The organism is Dokdonia ponticola, assembly GCF_042653865.1.
In the GTDB taxonomy this organism is placed as follows: domain Bacteria; phylum Bacteroidota; class Bacteroidia; order Flavobacteriales; family Flavobacteriaceae; genus Dokdonia; species Dokdonia ponticola.
Window position 1 is genome coordinate 362,294 of record NZ_JBHSFV010000002.1, and the last position, 18,568, is coordinate 380,861.

The 18,568-nt window shown below is 34.3% G+C and carries 19 protein-coding genes; 6 read left to right on the top strand and 13 right to left on the bottom strand.

The window, feature by feature from the left end:
* Position 1: 1 nt before the first annotated feature.
* From ACFO3O_RS05610 to ACFO3O_RS05635, 6 genes are all read right to left on the bottom strand, one after another.
* Positions 2-286, bottom strand: coding sequence for a hypothetical protein (locus ACFO3O_RS05610; protein ID WP_379977571.1), 285 nt, complete (start codon positions 284-286; stop codon positions 2-4).
* 12 nt (positions 287-298) lie between these two features.
* Positions 299-1,615, bottom strand: a complete 1,317-nt coding sequence (locus ACFO3O_RS05615; protein WP_379977573.1) for a dipeptidase — start codon at positions 1,613-1,615, stop codon at positions 299-301.
* A 193-nt stretch (positions 1,616-1,808) separates the two neighbouring features.
* The gene (locus ACFO3O_RS05620; protein WP_379977574.1) at positions 1,809-3,170 is read right to left on the bottom strand and encodes a hypothetical protein; all 1,362 of its coding nucleotides are present in this window, start codon (positions 3,168-3,170) and stop codon (positions 1,809-1,811) included.
* Positions 3,171-3,351: 181 nt separating this feature from the next.
* Complete coding sequence (locus tag ACFO3O_RS05625) at positions 3,352-4,149, bottom strand: TerC family protein (RefSeq protein ID WP_379977575.1); 798 nt, start codon at positions 4,147-4,149, stop codon at positions 3,352-3,354.
* Complete coding sequence (locus ACFO3O_RS05630) at positions 4,149-4,526, bottom strand: DNA topoisomerase IV (protein ID WP_379977576.1); 378 nt, start codon at positions 4,524-4,526, stop codon at positions 4,149-4,151. The genes ACFO3O_RS05625 and ACFO3O_RS05630 overlap by 1 nt, the downstream gene beginning before the upstream one ends.
* Positions 4,527-4,551: 25 nt before the next feature.
* Positions 4,552-4,974, bottom strand: coding sequence for a helix-turn-helix domain-containing protein (locus ACFO3O_RS05635; RefSeq protein WP_379977577.1), 423 nt, complete (start codon positions 4,972-4,974; stop codon positions 4,552-4,554).
* Between the two features lie 297 nt (positions 4,975-5,271).
* On the opposite strand from ACFO3O_RS05635, the gene ACFO3O_RS05640 reads away from it, so the two are divergent.
* The 3 genes from ACFO3O_RS05640 to ACFO3O_RS05650 all read left to right on the top strand — a co-directional run bounded on the left by ACFO3O_RS05640 (position 5,272) and on the right by ACFO3O_RS05650 (position 7,557).
* The gene (locus ACFO3O_RS05640) at positions 5,272-6,393 is read left to right on the top strand and encodes a M14 family zinc carboxypeptidase (protein WP_379977578.1); all 1,122 of its coding nucleotides are present in this window, start codon (positions 5,272-5,274) and stop codon (positions 6,391-6,393) included.
* Positions 6,394-6,472: 79 nt separating this feature from the next.
* Entirely contained in the window at positions 6,473-6,955 is a 483-nt protein-coding gene (locus ACFO3O_RS05645; protein WP_379977579.1) for an Lrp/AsnC family transcriptional regulator, read from the top strand.
* An 83-nt stretch (positions 6,956-7,038) separates the two neighbouring features.
* Entirely contained in the window at positions 7,039-7,557 is a 519-nt protein-coding gene (locus ACFO3O_RS05650; RefSeq protein ID WP_379977580.1) for a DinB family protein, read from the top strand.
* Positions 7,558-7,571: 14 nt separating this feature from the next.
* On the opposite strand, the gene aroB is transcribed toward ACFO3O_RS05650, so the two are convergent.
* Entirely contained in the window at positions 7,572-8,645 is a 1,074-nt protein-coding gene (gene aroB / locus ACFO3O_RS05655) for a 3-dehydroquinate synthase (protein ID WP_379977581.1), read from the bottom strand.
* Between the two features lie 86 nt (positions 8,646-8,731).
* On the opposite strand from aroB, the gene ACFO3O_RS05660 reads away from it, so the two are divergent.
* Positions 8,732-9,901, top strand: coding sequence for a proline dehydrogenase family protein (locus tag ACFO3O_RS05660; RefSeq protein WP_379977582.1), 1,170 nt, complete (start codon positions 8,732-8,734; stop codon positions 9,899-9,901).
* A 234-nt stretch (positions 9,902-10,135) separates the two neighbouring features.
* On the opposite strand, the gene ACFO3O_RS05665 is transcribed toward ACFO3O_RS05660, so the two are convergent.
* From ACFO3O_RS05665 to tsaE, 5 genes are all read right to left on the bottom strand, one after another.
* Positions 10,136-10,516 carry a DUF4258 domain-containing protein gene (locus ACFO3O_RS05665; protein WP_379977583.1) on the bottom strand — a complete coding sequence of 127 codons (381 nt, stop codon included), beginning with the start codon at positions 10,514-10,516 and terminating at the stop codon, positions 10,136-10,138.
* A gap of 3 nt (positions 10,517-10,519) precedes the next feature.
* Complete coding sequence (locus ACFO3O_RS05670) at positions 10,520-11,719, bottom strand: alanine dehydrogenase (protein ID WP_379977584.1); 1,200 nt, start codon at positions 11,717-11,719, stop codon at positions 10,520-10,522.
* A 69-nt stretch (positions 11,720-11,788) separates the two neighbouring features.
* Positions 11,789-12,370, bottom strand: a complete 582-nt coding sequence (locus ACFO3O_RS05675) for a hypothetical protein (protein WP_379977585.1) — start codon at positions 12,368-12,370, stop codon at positions 11,789-11,791.
* Complete coding sequence (locus ACFO3O_RS05680; protein WP_379977586.1) at positions 12,318-12,449, bottom strand: hypothetical protein; 132 nt, start codon at positions 12,447-12,449, stop codon at positions 12,318-12,320. The genes ACFO3O_RS05675 and ACFO3O_RS05680 overlap by 53 nt, the downstream gene beginning before the upstream one ends.
* Before the next feature lie 274 nt (positions 12,450-12,723).
* Positions 12,724-13,131, bottom strand: coding sequence for a tRNA (adenosine(37)-N6)-threonylcarbamoyltransferase complex ATPase subunit type 1 TsaE (gene tsaE, locus ACFO3O_RS05685; RefSeq protein WP_379977587.1), 408 nt, complete (start codon positions 13,129-13,131; stop codon positions 12,724-12,726).
* 545 nt (positions 13,132-13,676) lie between these two features.
* Between tsaE and ACFO3O_RS05690 the strand changes: the two genes are divergently transcribed.
* Positions 13,677-15,428, top strand: coding sequence for a helix-turn-helix domain-containing protein (locus ACFO3O_RS05690; RefSeq protein WP_379977588.1), 1,752 nt, complete (start codon positions 13,677-13,679; stop codon positions 15,426-15,428).
* Positions 15,429-15,675: 247 nt separating this feature from the next.
* Here the strand turns inward: ACFO3O_RS05690 and porX are convergent, their stop codons facing one another.
* Positions 15,676-17,223, bottom strand: a complete 1,548-nt coding sequence (gene porX / locus ACFO3O_RS05695) for a T9SS response regulator signal transducer PorX (RefSeq protein WP_379977589.1) — start codon at positions 17,221-17,223, stop codon at positions 15,676-15,678.
* Positions 17,224-17,328: 105 nt separating this feature from the next.
* Between porX and ACFO3O_RS05700 the strand changes: the two genes are divergently transcribed.
* A complete protein-coding gene (locus ACFO3O_RS05700) occupies positions 17,329-18,555 on the top strand; it encodes an HD domain-containing protein (protein ID WP_379977736.1) in 1,227 nt (408 codons plus the stop codon).
* Positions 18,556-18,568 lie beyond the last annotated feature (13 nt).

Genomic DNA, 18,568 nt, shown 5'->3' on the forward strand with positions numbered 1-18,568 from the left:
CTTATACTAAATTGAAGTATTTTATCAGCATTATAGCTATACATAAAAGGATTGCATAGAATATAAACCCTAGTATTCTTGCGCTTTTTGCTTGTTTTATTTTAGTATCAAATCCGTGTTTTATAAAACGTTTGTCTTCTGATTCATTAAAGTTTTTAGTAAAACTGATTTGATTTGTTTCAGTATACTTTTCAAAATAAGGGAAAAAGAAAAACGTAAGATATTCCTCTTTAGTAAGAGGAGCGTTCTTACGTTTTTCCTTGTTTTTTATTTCTTCTTCTGTCAAAGCGAGGTGGAATTATCCTTGTTGTATTTCTTTTGCGATAGCTTGTACTTCATCCAAAACACGCAAGAGGTTACCACTCCACAGTTTTTCTATTTGTTCTTCGGTATAGCCACGTCTTACGAGTTCTATGGTTACATTCATAGTCTCAGAAGCATCTTCCCAACCTTCAATGCCTCCACCACCATCAAAATCTGACGAGATGCCTACGTGTTCTATGCCCATTTTTTCAACCAAATAATCAATATGATCTACAAAGTCAGACACATTTACAGCAGGAGGGAGGTCTGTCATTGTGGCTAATTTTTGTTTTTGTATTGGGAGCATTTTCATATAGGCTTCAAAAAAGGCTGCTCTCTCTGCCGGAGGAAGTGCAAAAGCTTCTCTTCGCTCCATCCATTGCACCCCCATAGAATCTGCTATGACTTTTAGAACTTCCGTTTCTTTGGCTTGTCGGGCATCATTCTTTTCTGTATTCAGGTAACTTTTAAAAGCAACGGTTTGCACCACACCACCATTTTCTTTCATCCATTGTAATTGCTCATCGTCTAGATTGCGGCTATGATCACACAAAGCACGTGCTGAAGAATGGGATGCGATAATAGGGGCTTCGGTAAGCTCAATCATTTGTCGCATCGCTTCTTTACTTGGGTGCGATACATCGATCATCATTCCAACACGATTCATTTCTGCCACTACTTCTTTCCCTAAATCACTTAGACCATTATGAAGCCATACATTATCTGCCTCTCCCGTATTACTATCACTCAATTGGCTGTGTCCGTTGTGCGCTAAGGACATATACCGCCCGCCAAGATTGTAAAACTTCTCAACATTACCTATATCTTCCCCTACGGGATATCCATTTTCGATACCAATCATCGCTACTTTTTTGCCAGACTTCCAGATTTGTCTTGCTTCTTCTGAGCTGGTCGCTAGTTGAATCTGATCTGGTGCAATTTCTTCACAGAGTTTATGAATAGCGTCAAACTTTGACATCGCGTTTTCATAGGCAGCTTTATATCCATCAGCGTTCAGAGAGTCTTGCCCTGTGTATACGATAAACCAGGGCACATCTAGTCCGCCTTCTTGCATTTTAGGGAGATTGACTTGCGAGGTCAATTTTTGAGTATAATTAATAGAGTCTGTAAAATTTTTGACATTGATATCACAGTGGGTATCTAAGGTCATCACATTTTTGTGAATTTCTTTGGCTTTGGCAAGTATGTCTGCTTCGGTCATTGGTGTTGTTGTTTCAGGTTGCTCTGTAGTGCCTTCTTTGCAAGCGATAGAAAGTATAAGAATGGCAATAAGGATGATTGATTTATTCATGGTTAGTATTTGTGTTTTGAACCCTAAAGATACGTAATGTGTCTAAATTTGATATACATTATTTAAAACGATGGTTGTGTGGTTTTTACTGCTTTCGCGAAAGCGTATAAAGGAAAGTATATAAAAAAGGGAAGTCCCCATTGCTATTTGCAATAAGGGACTTCCCAAACTAACCAACCAAAAATCTATATTTTTATCCTCTACGTGATCTACTTGACGTTGATCTTGCTTTTGAGGAGCTTGAACTACTTCTATTTGTGCTTTTTGAAGCAGCACTTGATCTTTTATTAGAAGAACTACGTTGTGTTGCTTTAGGTGCACTTTGACGTGTTGTTCTTGAACTCTTTGCACGATTACTAGAAGATGACCTTGAAGCGCTACTGGTTCTTTTTGTATTTCTAGGAGCTACACTTCTTGAGTTTCCTTTAGACGTATTTCTATCATTTCTAGATGCAACACCTCTTGAGTTTCCTTTAGACGTATTTCTATCATTTCTAGATGCAACGCCTCTTGAGTTTCCTTTTGATGTATTTCTATCATTTCTAGATGCAACGCCTCTTGAGTTTCCTTTTGATGTGTTTCTGTCATTTCTAGATGCAACACCTCTTGAGTTTCCTTTTGATGTATTTCTATCATTTCTAGATGCAACGCCTCTTGAGTTTCCTTTTGATGTATTTCTATCATTTCTAGATGCAACGCCTCTTGAATTTCCTTTTGATGTGTTTCTGTCATTTCTAGATGCAACACCTCTTGTATTACCTCTAGATGTATTTCTGTCATTTCTACTTGCAATCCCTCTTGAATTAGTCCGTGATGTTGTTGATGCGCTTCTAAAGCGAGTGTTATTGCGATCTACGTTATCACGGCGTCCATTGTTGTGTGCAACACGCCCATTTGAAGGACGTCTAAAGTCACGTCTTGAGTTGTGATACCCATTTGCATATCCTCTGTAATAATTATTTCTATGATATGCGTAACTGTATCGTAACGGGGTGTAGAATCTTCTATACGGCGTTGTAAATACAAGACATCTGTTAAAAATAGGTCTGTAAAAAAACGAGTGATATGGATTGTATACATAATACCTATTAAATGGATTGATGAATCCAGTGTAGTGTGAGTATACGCCAAAGTTGTTATAGTGAATAAATAATCCTCCTACTTGTACAAGTCTGTTATTTCTGTAATTAATGCGTACATCTCCAGCTTGAATTAAACGACCGTAATAATCGTAAAATAAGGGTGTATTTTCTATTTGAATAACTGCTCCATAATCATCGTATTGTACATACGGATCATAGTCAAATCCAGTATTAAAACTTATCCCTACAGGTCCAGCATTAATACTTACGGCAAGACCATCTGTGTATTGAGGAATGAAAAAATCAAATTCTCCATCTGGAAATACTGAAAATTCAATGCCATTTTCTACAAAAATATATTTGCTACCATCGTATACAGAACCACGACGAACTGTGTTTGTGGTTTCTGCTGCAACATAAGTGGTAGATCCTATGGTCAATAAACCGACGAGTAATAAAGCTAATTTTTTCATAATAGTCGTTTTTAGATTCGTAAATATGTGTTTGATTGACGAACACGTTTTCTGTATAACAAGTTGCGTGCCATAAATAATAAAACATTAAAAATGAATTAATTAGGTATTTTAAAAAATGTATGAATAAAAAAAACGACTATCCAATGATAGTCGTTTTGCTATTTTTAAGTAGTTCTTTTTATTTTCTTGTGGTTACTTTTTTACGAAATCGGAAATTAAGAAACTCTACAAGAAGTGAGAATGCAATCGTAAAATAAAGATATCCTTTAGGGATACTTCCTATTTCGGATCCAAAGATATTAAGGTGCGATAAATGGGCTGCTTCTGCAATAAGCATAAACCCTATAAGGATCAGAAATGAAAGTCCTAATATTTGTAAAGAAGGGTGTTTATTTATAAAACTACCGACTGGGTTTGCAAAAAGCATCATAATAACAATAGAAATGACTACCGCAATCACCATAATGATGAGCGCATCGGTTGGGTTAGAGGAAAGTCCGCTTGTCATCCCTACGGCAGTGAGAATGGAATCAAAAGAGAAGACAATATTAATCACCGCGATTTGTACAATAGCTTTTGTTAATGATGAAGAACTCTTATCTTTTATTTCTTGTTCTTCAAGACCAGCTTCGTCGACTTTTTCATGGATTTCGTGAACACTTTTCCACAAAAGGAAAATTCCTCCGGCAAATAAGATGATTGCTTGCCAGCTGATGCCTACAGTTATCCATGAATTATTGATATGCCAAAAAGGAACACTTAACGCTATGAGGTACGAGATCCCAAATAATAAGATGATACGCATGCCCATAGCGAGTAATAATCCTATACTAGTTGCTTTTTTGCGATTTTTTTCAGGGAGTTTATCCGAAGCAAGGGTAATAAAAATAATATTATCAATTCCTAAGATGACCTCTAGGAATGTAAGTGTAAGTAACGCGACCCAAGCATCTGTAGTAGCAAATATATCGAACATTAGTTTAGTTTTTTTGCGGTTCCTCGTTGTTTTATATTTTTTCCAACCAGTGAGTATTCAAAGGTGTATAGATCTCCCTCGGTAAACAGAATCTTCATATGGACTGCTTTTTGCTCACTCATGCTTTTAGGGTTGATCTTCTTGACAATCCATTCACAATCATTAATCCATCTAACACTTGAGGAGTCCACCTTGTCATTAAAGTAGGCTACTTCTAACGTATCGTTACGAGTAAACCGTGTGGTAACAAGTTCTCCGTCAATAAGCTCTTCATAGCTAAATTCTCCTGTTTTAAAGGAGTTGCAATCTCTTTGAGGTGTTTTACAGGCGGAAACGACCATGATAATCACAAGTAGATATAAGATATTTTTCACCATAGTGTAAAAATACAAAATGTTTGTGCTATGGCATCTCGTAACTTTCAAAAGAGCCATCTTCCATGAAGAGAATAATTCGTTTTATTTTTTTATTGGAAGTAGGGTCCTTTAAAGAATTTAGGCTTGTTTTTGTAGTCTCGGTATTCACATTTGCTTGTTCGGTTGCGATGGGAGATTGTGTTTTGGTATTAGTTGTAGAAGAGGAGGGCGGACTATTTTCTATTTTTGGAAAGACACCTTTTCCTTCTAACAACCAATACAAATCTACTTGAGGAAATGTATGTACCACCTTCATCACAAAATCTAAACTCGGCTTATTTCTTCCTGACAAAATATGTGAAATCGTAGCCCGTCCTACTTTAATTTTATCGGCAAAAGTAGCTGCAGATAATTCGTATTCTTTAAGAATTTTCTCTAGTCTTTGCGTAAAATTTCTGTTGTTTACCATTGTAAATCTTTCCGTTTGGGATATATACGTTACAAATGTAAATCTTTGATGTTTGTGTTACAATAATTTTATCTTTTATTTATTTTTAATTTTAAACTATCACTTTATATAAAATTTATAATAATTTGATTTTAATATAATTATATTTTAAATATTGTTTATATGGATTATTTCCATAATATCTTTGGTTCATAACTTAGTATTGTGTTTACAAATGGAATATATACCCCTGATTGATGCGTTTACAAATGTAAATTTTATAAAGTTTAACTTTGTAAACAGAAAACAGTACTACATTTGGAAACACTTATAGATTGGCATAAAAACAATTACGAAAAACAGCTCTTTGGGCGTTACATCCATAGTGACTCTATTCAGGAATTATTAGAAGCATTACCATCTCCATTTGAGGTAAAACAGCGAGGTGTTTCCGTAGAAAAAAGACCTATATATTCAGTCAAAGTGGGAACTGGAAGAATAAAAATTTTGCTTTGGTCACAAATGCATGGGAATGAAAGTACCACCACAAAAGCACTATTTGATCTTTTTAAAGCTTTTCAACAAGGAGATAAAAACTCAATTTTTAATACGATTTTATCTTCATGCACACTTTGTGTAATTCCTATTTTAAATCCTGATGGCGCCAAGGCTTATACTCGTGCGAATGCTAATCAGGTTGATTTGAATAGGGATGCTCAAAATAAATCTCAACCTGAGAGTAGGTTGTTATGGGATATATATTCAGAATTTAAACCTGATTTTTGTTTTAATCTTCATGGTCAACGTACTATTTATGGCTTTGAGTCTACGGGTGCTCCTTCGATTCTTTCTTTTTTAGCCCCTTCTGCAGATGAAAGTAGAGGTATTACGCTTTCGCGAAAGCGGTCTATGGATGTAATAGCACATATGTATAAAGAGTTAACACCTTATTTACCTGGTAATATAGGGCTCTATGATGATGGGTTTAATATTAACTGTACAGGAGATAGTTTTCAGGCAGATGGGGTGCCTACATTGCTCTTTGAGGCAGGTCATTATCCAAGTGATTACGATAGAGAGGTCACGAGACAATATATGTTTTTAGCAATTGTAGCAGCATTAGATTGCATAAGCCACTCAAAAACAGGGGTTGAAAATGTCTATTATACGATTCCAGTTCATCAAAAATGTTATTGTGATATTTTATTTATAAACGCTGTAGATGGAGATGTAGGAATTCAATATTCAGAAAAATTGAATATAAATCGCATTGAATTTATTCCTGAGTTTGCTTTAAAAGATGAGACATCTTCTATGTTTGGACACCGAGTTATAGATGTTTCAGGGTTTAAAATAAAAAAACTTCTAGAAGAAAAATTAATTGGAAAACCAGATGTAAGACATCTTGAACTAGATAAGGATGTTACGATAACGTTGTAGTTAAAATTACCTTTTATTATTACACATTATTCAATAAAAATGAATTAATTTTGAATTTAATTCAATGAATCAAACGATAATGGCAAAATTCAAACTAGACGAAGTTGACCATCAAATACTGGATATGCTCATCGAGAATACCAGAATTCCTTTTACGGATATAGCAAAAAAGTTACTCATATCTGCAGGAACAGTTCATGTTCGTGTAAAAAAGATGGAAGAGGCAGGGATTATTATTGGTTCCTCGCTCACCCTAGATTATGGGAAATTAGGATATTCTTTTATAGCTTATGTAGGTGTATTTTTGAACAAAACTTCACAAACGACATTTGTACTAGAGCGTATTGCTCAAATACCATTTGTTACCGTAGCACATGTAACTACAGGAAAATTTAATATTTTCTGTAAAATAAGAGCAAAAGATACGAATCATGCAAAAAATATTATTTTCTTACTAGATGATATAGAAGGTGTGTATCGTACAGAAACGATGATATCTCTCGAGGAAAGCATCAACGATAAGAAGCGATTAATGCATTCTATTTTTCAAGATTTAGTTTAAGGTTCTAATAAGAATCATAAAAAACCCTTCTAGAATACCTAGAAGGGTTTTTTAGTACCTTTACTTTTTTAAATACAATAGCTATGTACACTAAAGATTTAACTCCTTCAGAGTATAATCCATATTACGCACCATTTATAAAAATGATAGATGGAGATACAACTCTTATTCATGCTCTTCGGGAAAGTAGCGAAGAGGTTATTTCTTTTTTTAATGATATCCCTTCTGATAAATTGAGCTATAGATATGATGTTGGTAAATGGACTCCTAAAGAAGTCTTAGTACATCTTATGGATACCGAACGAATATTCTCATACAGAGCTTTACGATTTGCAAGAAAAGACAAGGTGAATCTTCTAGGTTTTGATCAAAATGATTTTATACCTCCATCCAAAGCTGATTCTAGATCGATGAATTCTCTCATAGAGGAGTATAAAGCCGTTAGAGACGCTACAATTGCACTTTTCAAGAATCTTGACAATACGATGCTCAAGGAAATAGGAACGGGTAGTGGAAGTCCTATGTCAGTAAGAGCGTTAGGTTTTATTACCGTAGGTCATGAAAAGCATCATGTATCCATTATAAAAGAGCGCTATTTGTAAATAATAAGTTTTATTTATGGAGTGGCTGCATAAAAATCAAAAGCTTCATAAATCAATTCGTTCGGCACTTCTTGGTCTATAATCCCTTTTCCGATGGATTCTAAAAGGACAAATTTTACTTTGCCATTGGAATTCTTTTTGTCGTGTTTTAGAAGTTCAATAATATGTTCTATATCGTTTTTTTTGAAACTCACAGGATCATACATATCAGAAAGTACTTTATGAATTTGATCAAGTTGAGACTGTGGAAGACCTGTTATTTTAGCTGAAATATAGCTTTCTAAAATCATTCCAATTGCAATTGCTTCTCCATGAAGTAATTTTTTTAAGTCTTTGTGGCTTAAGCAATACGACTCTATGGCATGACCAAGCGTATGTCCATAGTTAAGTGTTTTGCGTAGGTTTTGTTCTGTAGGATCTTTTAGAACTACTTCATTCTTTATAAAGACGCTATCATAAATAAGTGCATTGAGATCATTAGTCGTCATTGTTGTCAAGTCGGATAATTGTTGCCAGTAGGCTTTACTAGCGATGAGTCCATGTTTATACATTTCTGCTAATCCTGAACGCATTTCAATTTTAGGGAGAGTTGCTAGAAAACCAGTATCTATTACTACTAATTTGGGGTTGTTAATGACTCCTATTAAGTTTTTTAACGTTCCTAAATCTACTCCAGTTTTACCACCTACAGAGGCATCTACCATAGCGAGTAGAGAGGTAGGGATATTTATAAAATCCATGCCTCTTTTAAAGGTACTTGCGACAAACCCTCCTAAATCCGTTACAACGCCACCTCCTAGATTAATAATCAGTCCCTTGCGATCTGCATCAAGGTCGGCTAGGGCATCCCATACACCAGAACAGGTCTCAATCGTTTTGTTTTCTTCACCAGGCACAATTTCTATAACTTCTATAGCGATTGATGTTTCTAAGGTGCTTAAAAATAACGGAAGACAATGTTCTTGCGTGTGACTATCTACAATGATAAATATTTTTGAGTAAGTAGCCGTTTGAATGAGGGTGTTGAGTATCTCATATCCAGAGGTGTTAAAAACTATTTCATAGCTCGAAGCTTTGATAGACTGCATAAATTTTATTTTATGGCACCAAATTACATCTTTTTGTGTAATTCACATTCAGTTTGAATTATATTTGTAGCATAAAATTGACGACTATGGCAGCATCCATTTTTGATAATACAGAACGTGCTTTTATCCTTAAATCAGATAGTGAACTTGAGCGAGCGTATTTTCTGTTTAAAATGATATCAAAAGAACCTCTTGTACGTATAGGTACTGCCATGACTAGGTTTGCACTTAATGCTCATTTGCCTGTAGAAGGATTAATTCGCTCTACCGTATTTGATCATTTTTGTGGAGGGGTCAATGAAGAAGATTGTATTCCTGTCTTGGATAAACTTTATGAAGCAGGGGTCTCTTCAGTACTAGATTATTCTGTAGAGGGGAAAGAAGATGAATCGCAATTTGATGCTTGCCTCCATAAGGTTTTAGAGCTTACAGATTTTGCCAATGAGAAGGATGCCATGCCTATTTCTGTTTTTAAACCTACTGGTTTTGGGCGTTTTGCTATCTGGGAAAAAAAGACAGCAGGAGTGACACTGAACCCAGAGGAACAAAAAGAGTGGGATAAAATTGTAAATCGTTTTGATCAAATTTGTAAAAAAGCCAAAGAAACTGATGTCGCGGTACTCATAGATGGAGAAGAAAGCTGGATGCAAGATGCTGCAGATGATCTTGTAGCAGATATGATGGCGAAATACAATACAGAAAAGGCTATTGTGTTCAATACACTTCAATGTTACCGTTGGGATCGGTTAGATTATCTTAAAAAGCTTCACCTCGAAGCAAAAGTAAAAGGATTTAAAATAGGAGTAAAGATTGTGCGTGGTGCGTATATGGAGAAGGAAAATGATCGTGCTAAAGCTAAAGGATATCCAACTCCAATCTGCGCAAATAAAGCGGAGACAGATGCTAATTTTAATGATACCCTACGTTATATATTAGATCATATAGATGACATTTCTGTATTCTTAGGAACTCATAATGAGTCTAGTTGCTTACTAGCGATGGAGATCATGAAAGATAAATCTATAGCAATAGATGACAAACGCGTTTGGTTTGGGCAATTATATGGTATGAGTGATCATATTAGTTTTAATCTGGCTTCAGAAGGGTATAACGTAGCAAAATATATTCCTTTTGGTCCTGTAAAAGATGTGATGCCTTACTTAATACGAAGAGCTGAGGAAAACACATCAGTGGCTGGGCAAACGAATCGTGAGTTAGAATTGATCAAGGCAGAGCGTAAACGAAGAAAGATATAATAATACCATTTACCAATTGAATTTACTATAATAAAACACCCTTTTTTCCTTTCTATTTCACAAGAAAAAAGAAACCGTAGCTTAATGCTTTAGTTTTCTTTCTCATATAAAGAAAAAAATCATCGTTTTCTTTTCCAGTAAATTCAATTAATAACTGGTATAAATACTTACACGGGGTTTTTTTGATTGTTGTCCGTTTTTGTTTTGCTTTCGCGAAAGCATACACAGCAACACTTAATCTTTAGCTAAAGAAACTTCTTTAATCAATACGTTTTCTTCGCAATTTTCAAGAACAATCTTAAGCAATTGTTCTTCTGAAGTTTGACCGTATACGGCATATTCTCCACAAGGTTCTTTTCTAGGTTGGCTTTCATTAAAGTCAATGTCTCCATTTTTTAGCACGCTATTTACGGCAATCGTATCTAATTGCAATTGAGTTAAGGACTCTTGCGCTTTTCGCGAAAGCGTATACGACTTTAAATTAATGTTTTTTAAAACTCTAGCTTCTGGAAAATAAGCACAGCTTGTTTTTTTTCCGCTAAAGAAAAAGGCTAGAATGATCAAGCCTAAAGAGAAACCACCTAAATAGTACCCTATTCGATGTAATAAACGCATATGTTAAAAAATAAGAAGATTGATATCTCGGTAGTTTAAATTAAACCAATTTGCCACCGACTTGCTGGTTAAAACGCCGTGGTAAAAATACAAACCGTTTTTCAATCCTTTGTCAAAACGAAGTTTATTTTCTATACCTCCTTCTTCTCCGATATCCAAAAGATAGGGAGTGAATATATTACTTAATGATATAGAGGCTGTTCGAGCAAATCGAGCAGGAATATTAGGGACACAATAATGGGTTACTCCATGTTTTACAAACGTGGGTTTATCGTGTGAAGTCACATCACTAGTTTCAAAGCATCCGCCCATATCAATACTCACGTCTATGATGACAGCCCCGTTTTTCATGCTTTCTATCATGGCTTCTGTGACAATAACAGGAGATCTATTAGTTCCTCGTACGGCACCAATAGCGACATCGCAGCGTTTTAACGCTTTGAATAGATTTTTAGGTTGCAGGGTAGATGTGTACATAGGCCTGCCTATGTTGGTTTGTATACAACGCAGTTTGGTTATAGAATTATCAAATATCTTGACATTTGCACCCAGTCCTATAGCAGATCGTGCAGCAAACTCACCTACGGTACCGGCTCCAATAATGACAACTTCTGCAGGAGGAACACCACTAATATTTCCTAGAAGCATACCTGTGCCCAATTCGGGACTACTCATCAATTCTGCAGCTACTTGAACAGCTGCAGTACCAGCGATTTCAGAAAGGGTACGAACGGCAGGGTAGGTGCCATCATCGTCTTTTATAAATTCGAAAGCGATGGCTGTAATTCTTTTACTAGCCAATTTTTCGAAGTAGGCTTTCTTTTGTGTTTTTAACTGTAGTGCAGAGATTAATACCGTTTGCGGATTAATCATATCCAGTTCTTCTAGTGATGGTGGTTCTACTTTAAGAATCATGGGGCACGAAAATACTTTTGATGTGTCGTTTGTCACTTCGGCGCCAGCTTCACTATAATCTTTGTCTGAGTATCGTGCTCCTTTACCAGCTTTAGATTCCACAAGGACGCGATGACCATTGGCAGTAAGTGCGGCAACGGCGTCAGGAGTAAGGCATACACGTCGTTCTTGAAAATGCGTTTCCCTTGGGATTCCTATAAATAAATCTCCTTTTTGTGTAGCAATTTCTAGTTTTTCTTCCTGAGGTAATAATTGTGCTCGTGTAAAAGGACTGTTGGGTGTATCCATATAGTTGTATCAGGTTGGTACTCAAAAATACGGATTAAAAGAAGAAAAAAGAAGTCTATGTATAAAGTGTTATTCTTGAGACATAAATAAAGGTTCGTCATCTTCATCATCTTCTACATCATCTTCATCTTTTGTCTTGGTTTGTAATTCACCTTTCCAGTTCACACGGCTTAATTCACTTAAATCTATACCATGGATTTTATCAAATACGCGCGTTCTGATCGTATAAGAAAAAATAGCCATAAAGAATATTATTGGTGCTAATGCATATATTTCTATAGTGTCAGCGTTTCTGACGTCCATATCCAAAGTAGAGTAAATTTGAAAAGCATACATACAAAGAGGTACCAAAATCACATGATACCACCAGTGTTTACAGGTGAAAAACCAAATCAATAGTAACAGAAAAGGAATTAATTTACCAAGTATGACCCAAGCAAGATAATTGATATCTTCCCAATAATAACTTCTAAAGGTTCCAAAAGGTGATTCCCAAATAGGACTAACAGGAAACCCTTGATAGAGATAAAAAATAAACGGGCATGCTATTATTAAACTTGCAATAATAGTGCCCGTTAAAAGAGTTTTCCTTTTGATTTTATCCAGCAGGGATGAGTTTTCTTTTTTTCTTTTCGATTGCTTGGTCTGCATTTGTTTCGTTGGTTGCAGTGTACATAAGGGCGGTAGCGGCTGCGATAAGCAGCGCTAAAAGTAAAGCTTTAACTTTCATAATCGTGAGTGTTTAAATGATTTGTTGCTACAAAATTCAATAAACACAGGTAAAGTTACACTATACTTTTTTTTTTGTATATTCGCGCCTTTTTATAAAAAAAAAGAGCTTTCTCTTATGATTACACTTGATTTAATAGTATCCTTTAAAAACCTTTTTTTCGTTTAACTGTTTTCGTTCTTGTTTTTTATCTATAGAGTTGATTTTTTTTTAAGAATTATCCTACAATATAAAATAAGATTTTATTAACAAAATTAACATAAATTTAACATTTCTAGGTTAATTTTATACGCCTTTCTCCTATTTCATTCATCGATATATATATCTTTTGGCTGTCTTTTGGTAAATAACTCTTTATTTTTTCAGGCCATTCTATAAATATCCAGTCTCCTTGTGCTATATATTCTTCAAAGCCTAAATCTAGGATTTCTTCTTCTACATTGATTCTATAGGCATCAAAATGATAGATGACTTTATTATCTGAAGTTCTATACTCGTTAACTATTGAAAAGGTTGGGCTAGAGACCGTTTCGGTAACGCCTAGTTGTTTGGCTAATGAAGTTATAAGAGTCGTTTTACCAACACCCATTTCACCATAAAAAAGCAATATATTGCTTTTTGTAGCTTCAATAATGCGCATTGATATACTATCTATTTGGGATAGTATGTAGGTGATTTCCATTTTTTAATTTTCAACTTGGGATTCTAAATATATAAAAAAAACAGAAAGAGATACACTTTGTGAATATTAAACAAACGTAGTGTTTATGGGAATTTGTAAGAATTTTGTAGGAAGGAAGCGAGTATTAGTTCTTTAAGCTCTAGTGATATGGTACTTCCATATAGCGGTATGAAATGCTAATCGCACTATAGTGATTTATATAGACCTATTTTATGGAATACTTTTAAATGTTAAATAAACCTAGCGGTACTATTGTACACCACACACAATATTCGCTAGGTTTGTCCTTTCACTACTTTTGAAAGCTTTGTAGGCATTTGATTTTACAATCATGTTTTGCCAATCAATTTTTGATTTATCTGCCATCACTAATACTTTTTAAATCCCTAATTTTAATAATAATAGTTGTTGGTAGATTGCTCTCTTTTTGATGATTACAAATTTGTAAGCTTTCTAGTAACTACGCAATGTTTGTGTTGGTACATTTATAAATTTTCTAGACGTTTTTATAAATATTCCAAGCAATTTTTGGTTATTTTCGTTTCATGAGATTGCAACATTGTGTTTTTATACTTTTTTTTTGTTTTTTTAGGGTAATAACTACCTATTCTCAAGAATCCATTCTAGAAGGATACACTCTCATAGATTCTCTAGTAGACAAAGATTATAAAGAGCTTATAGCTCATTTTAATCGAATAGCTCCAAATTATCAAATAGAACCTGATAGTATTTTTGCTCATGAGGTTGCAATGACCTATTTATGGAAAGCACATCAAAAAAATGATTCTTTGAATATGGGAAAAGCCTACAGTATGCTTGGACAGTTAGAAGATTTACGATTGGATTATTTGGATAAAGCGATTGCGTATACAGAAAACTATGATGATAAAACTCAACCTGCACTTGCATATAGTTTAAAATTTGCAAATTATTATTACCAAGGAGAGAATCAGAAAGCTAGTAATATGCTATTAGAGGCTATTGAATATGCTAGAAAAAGAAATAACTTGAAGATGTTAAAAGAATTAGAATATAACATTAATGTTCTCAATTCTCAATGGGGAGATAGGCAAAGAACACTAAAATATTTTCTAAAATATAATTCTTTTATAAAGTCTGGAGTATATGATTCACTTTTTTTAGAATTTCCTAGGGAAAGTAAAGAACAAGAATATATAGATGTTCAATATTCTATTGCAAAAAATTATTATGACGCAAAAGAATTAAAATTAGCTTCTACATATATTGATTCGGTATATCATTACGGGCTAAAAAATAATATTGATGAATACAAACTTATTTTTTTTGGACTTAAGGGAGGGATTCTATATAGAGAAGGGGCGTATCAAGAAGCATTAAAATATACGAATCAATTTCTTGAGTTAGAAGATCCAGAAGATCTATATGCTATAAGTCGATCTTTAAATATGAAAGGCCTCATCTTATGGCAACTCAACCGTAAAGAAGAAGCCATACAAAGTATAAAAAAAGCAGATAGCCTCTATCAAATTACCGATGATGAGTTTGAAGAACTAGGTGAGGGGTATCAGGTATTAATTAATCATTATAAGGATATTGGTGAAACAGAAAATCAATTAGTATATCTTAATAAACTCATTGAGTTTGACCGAAAAATATCTTCCAATTATATAGAAATAGGGAATCGTATCGCTCAAGAATATACATTGCCTCAATTATTAGCAGAAAAAGATATCGTAATTTCAAAACTCAATTCAGAAAAAGCATTTGAGAAACGTACTAAGTATATCACTTTTATATTATTAGGGGTTTCAATAATGGTTATTGTGTATTATATACGAACATATTACAGAAGTAAAAAGAAGTTTCAATTACTACAAGAAACCTTTGAGCAACAGCGTTTATCTGCAAACAGGACAGAAGTACAAGTTCAAAAGGAAAAATCAGTCTTAAATCTTGAAGAAAAACAAATTGAATTAATTTCAAAAGGATTGACAAAGTTTGAGCAATCTCAAGAGTTTCTTGATGGTACTGTTACTTTAAAATCATTAGCCGAAAGATTAGAAACCAATTCTTCGTATTTATCCAAGTATATTAATGGAGTAAAAGAAACCAATTTCTCCACCTACATCAGTGATTTACGTATACAGCATGCCATCTATAAGCTTCAGGAAGATGTAAAATTTAGATTCTACACGGTAGAAGCCATAGCCAGTGAAGTAGGTTTTTCCAATACCCGATCCTTTACCAATCATTTTAAAAGAGTGACAGGAATTACTGTTTCCTACTTTATGAAAAGACTTTTTCCCTCATCCTAATCTTCTCCCAGAGGGAGAAGGGATTTGTTTGTAGATTTTTATTTTTATTTTGCTATAGTATTGCAAATAGTATCATAATTTAGCACTCCAATGTCAGATCTAGCGCAGTCGAGAAGTAGCAATCTTGAATCAAAGAGCACACTATTCTAAAGTAAAACAGCGTACTACTCTATTTTAGAACAGTACTCTATTTGTATATATAATGATTTTGCTCCCTCTTACTAGATAAGAGAAACCTGTGTTAAAATTATTTAGGATCTAATATTGCAATCGGAATAATCATTTCTTCTAATGATACGCCTCCATGTTGGTAGGTATTTCTATAATAGCTTACATAGTGATTATAATTATTAGGATAGGCGAAAAATAAATCACTTTTTGCAAAAATAAAGGAGCTACTCATGTTAATAGACGGAAGGTGTATTGTTCTTGGGTCTTTTGCAGCAAGTACATCCTTATCCTCATACGTAAGGCTTCTTCCTGTTTTATAGCGTAAGTTGAGGCTCGTATTTTTATCTCCTATTACCTTAGAGGGATTTTTTACATTAATCGTACCGTGGTCGGTAGTGATGATTAATTTAAAGCCCATTTGCTGTGCTTGTTGAATCATCTCTAGTAATGGAGAGTTTTTGAACCAACTTTCTGTAAGTGATCTATATGATTTATCATTGCTCGCCAATTCTTTAATAACTTCCATTTCTGTTTTGGCGTGGGATAACATGTCCACAAAATTATAAACGACTACAGTAAGATCATTATCTTTCTGAGATTTAAAATTATCAGAGAGTTTTTTACCATTCTTTAGATTGGTGATTTTATGATATTCCCAGGTAATATCTAGATGTAATCTCTTCAATTGTTCGCGTAAAAAATCTGCTTCATGCATATTTTTACCGCCTTCGTCTGTGTCATCAAGCCAATAGTTAGGATGTTTCTTTTTCATCTCACTCGGCATGAGTCCAGAAAAGATGGCATTACGGGCATATTGAGTTGCTGTAGGAAGGATGCTGTAATACGCTTCTTCTTCTCTTTTTTTATAGTAAGAAGCAAGATGGGGTTCAAAGGCTTTCCATTGATCAAATCTTAGATTGTCAATTACCACAAATAGTATAGGTTCTCCTTTTTTGAGCTCAGGAACTACTTTTTCTTTAAACAACGTATGTGACATGATTGGCCCATCATGCGAACTAAACCAATCTGCATAATTTCGATCTACAAATTTGCAAAACTGATAATTAGCTTCTGCTTTTTGAGATTCTAAAATCTCAAACATGCTGGGATCTTCAATGGTTTCTAGCTCCATTTCCCAGTAAATTAATTTCTGATAAAGTTCTGCCCACTCTTCATAAGAGTTGACCATAGAGAGATCCATCGCGATTTTACGAAACTCTTGTTGGTAGGATGAAGCTGTTTTTTGGGAAATTAAACGGCTGTGATCTAGATTTTTCTTGAGGCTTAATAAAATCTGATTTGGATTAACAGGTTTGATTAGATAATCTGCTATTTTAGAGCCTATGGCTTCCTCCATAATATACTCTTCTTCACTCTTGGTGATCATAACCACGGGTACATTTTCACGTTTATTTTTGATTTCATTTAAGGTTTCAAGTCCTGTCAAACCTGGCATATTTTCATCAAGAAAAACAATATCAAAGTTTTGCTCATCTATGATTTCGATGGCCTCCAATCCGCTAGTGCATTTGGTCACAGAATAGTTTTTCTTCTCTAAAAAAAGAATGTGTGGCTTTAATAAATCAATTTCGTCATCTACCCAAAGAATGTTAATTGTACTCATGTATGGTGTGGTGTATGTATACGCTTTCGCGAAAGCAAATAAAAACTCTCAAAAAAGCTAGTATGATTAGTGGTATATTTGTTTAAATTTTTAAATGACACTGTGATAAAACAGTCTTCCAAAGTTACTATAATTAACGATCCTATCTATGGTTTTATTACCATACCTAATGGGGTTATTTTTAATCTGATACAGCATCCTTATTTCCAGCGACTGCGTCGTATTACACAAATGGGGCTCTCTTATTTGGTGTATCCAGGAGCGCATCACACCCGTTTTCATCACGCTATAGGTTGTTTGCATATTATGCAAAAAGCACTCACAACCCTTAAAGACAAAGGGATTGAGATCTCCAAAGAAGAAGAAGAAGCGACGCTTATTGCCATCCTATTACATGATATAGGACACGGTCCATTCTCTCATGCAATGGAACAAAGTATTATCGAAAATGTTCATCATGAGCAGATATCGACTGCTTTTATGGAGGCTTTAAATAAAGAGTTTAACGGAAGTTTAACGCTTGCTATTCAGATTTTCAAGGGTACATACGCTCGTAAGTTTCTAAATCAGTTAGTTTCTGGACAACTAGACATGGATCGCACGGACTATCTAAAAAGAGATAGCTTTTATACGGGTATGGCAGAAGGTAACATTAATACAGACCGTATAATTGCCATGCTTAACGTTTTTGAAAATCAATTAGTCGTAGAGGAAAAAGGAATTTATACGGTCGAGAAGTTTTTAGTAGCTAGACGACTTATGTATTGGCAGGTTTATTTACATAAAACTGGAGTGGTGGCAGAGCAGCTTATTACACGTGTTTTAAAACGTGCTAAAGAACTTTCTCATTCAGGAGTAGCATTACCAGCAAGTACTTCGTTGTCCTATTTCTTAAAGAATAAAATTGGTCTAGATAATTTTAAAGCCACATTAAACACGTTTTCTCAGTTAGATGATTATGATATTATTTCTGCAATGAAAGAGTGGTGTTATACCGATGATTTTGTATTGAGAGAGTTATCTAAGTCTATTATAAACAGAGATTTATTAAACGTTAAGATTCGTAAAAAACCATTTTCAGAGCATAAGAAGCAAAAGCATATTGATCAATTAATAGAAAAATATCACATTACTCCTTATGAAGCTTCTTATTTTGTTTTTACAGGTACTATTTCAAATCAAGCCTATAATTACACACAAGGAGGAATCAATATAGTCATGTCTAATGGTAGGATTATAGACGTAGTAAAAGCGAGTGATCAGTTAAGCTTAAAATCCCTAACTAAAGAAGTCGTTAAAAACTATATCTGTTACCCCAAACCTAAAGACTAAGTTTTTTGTTATT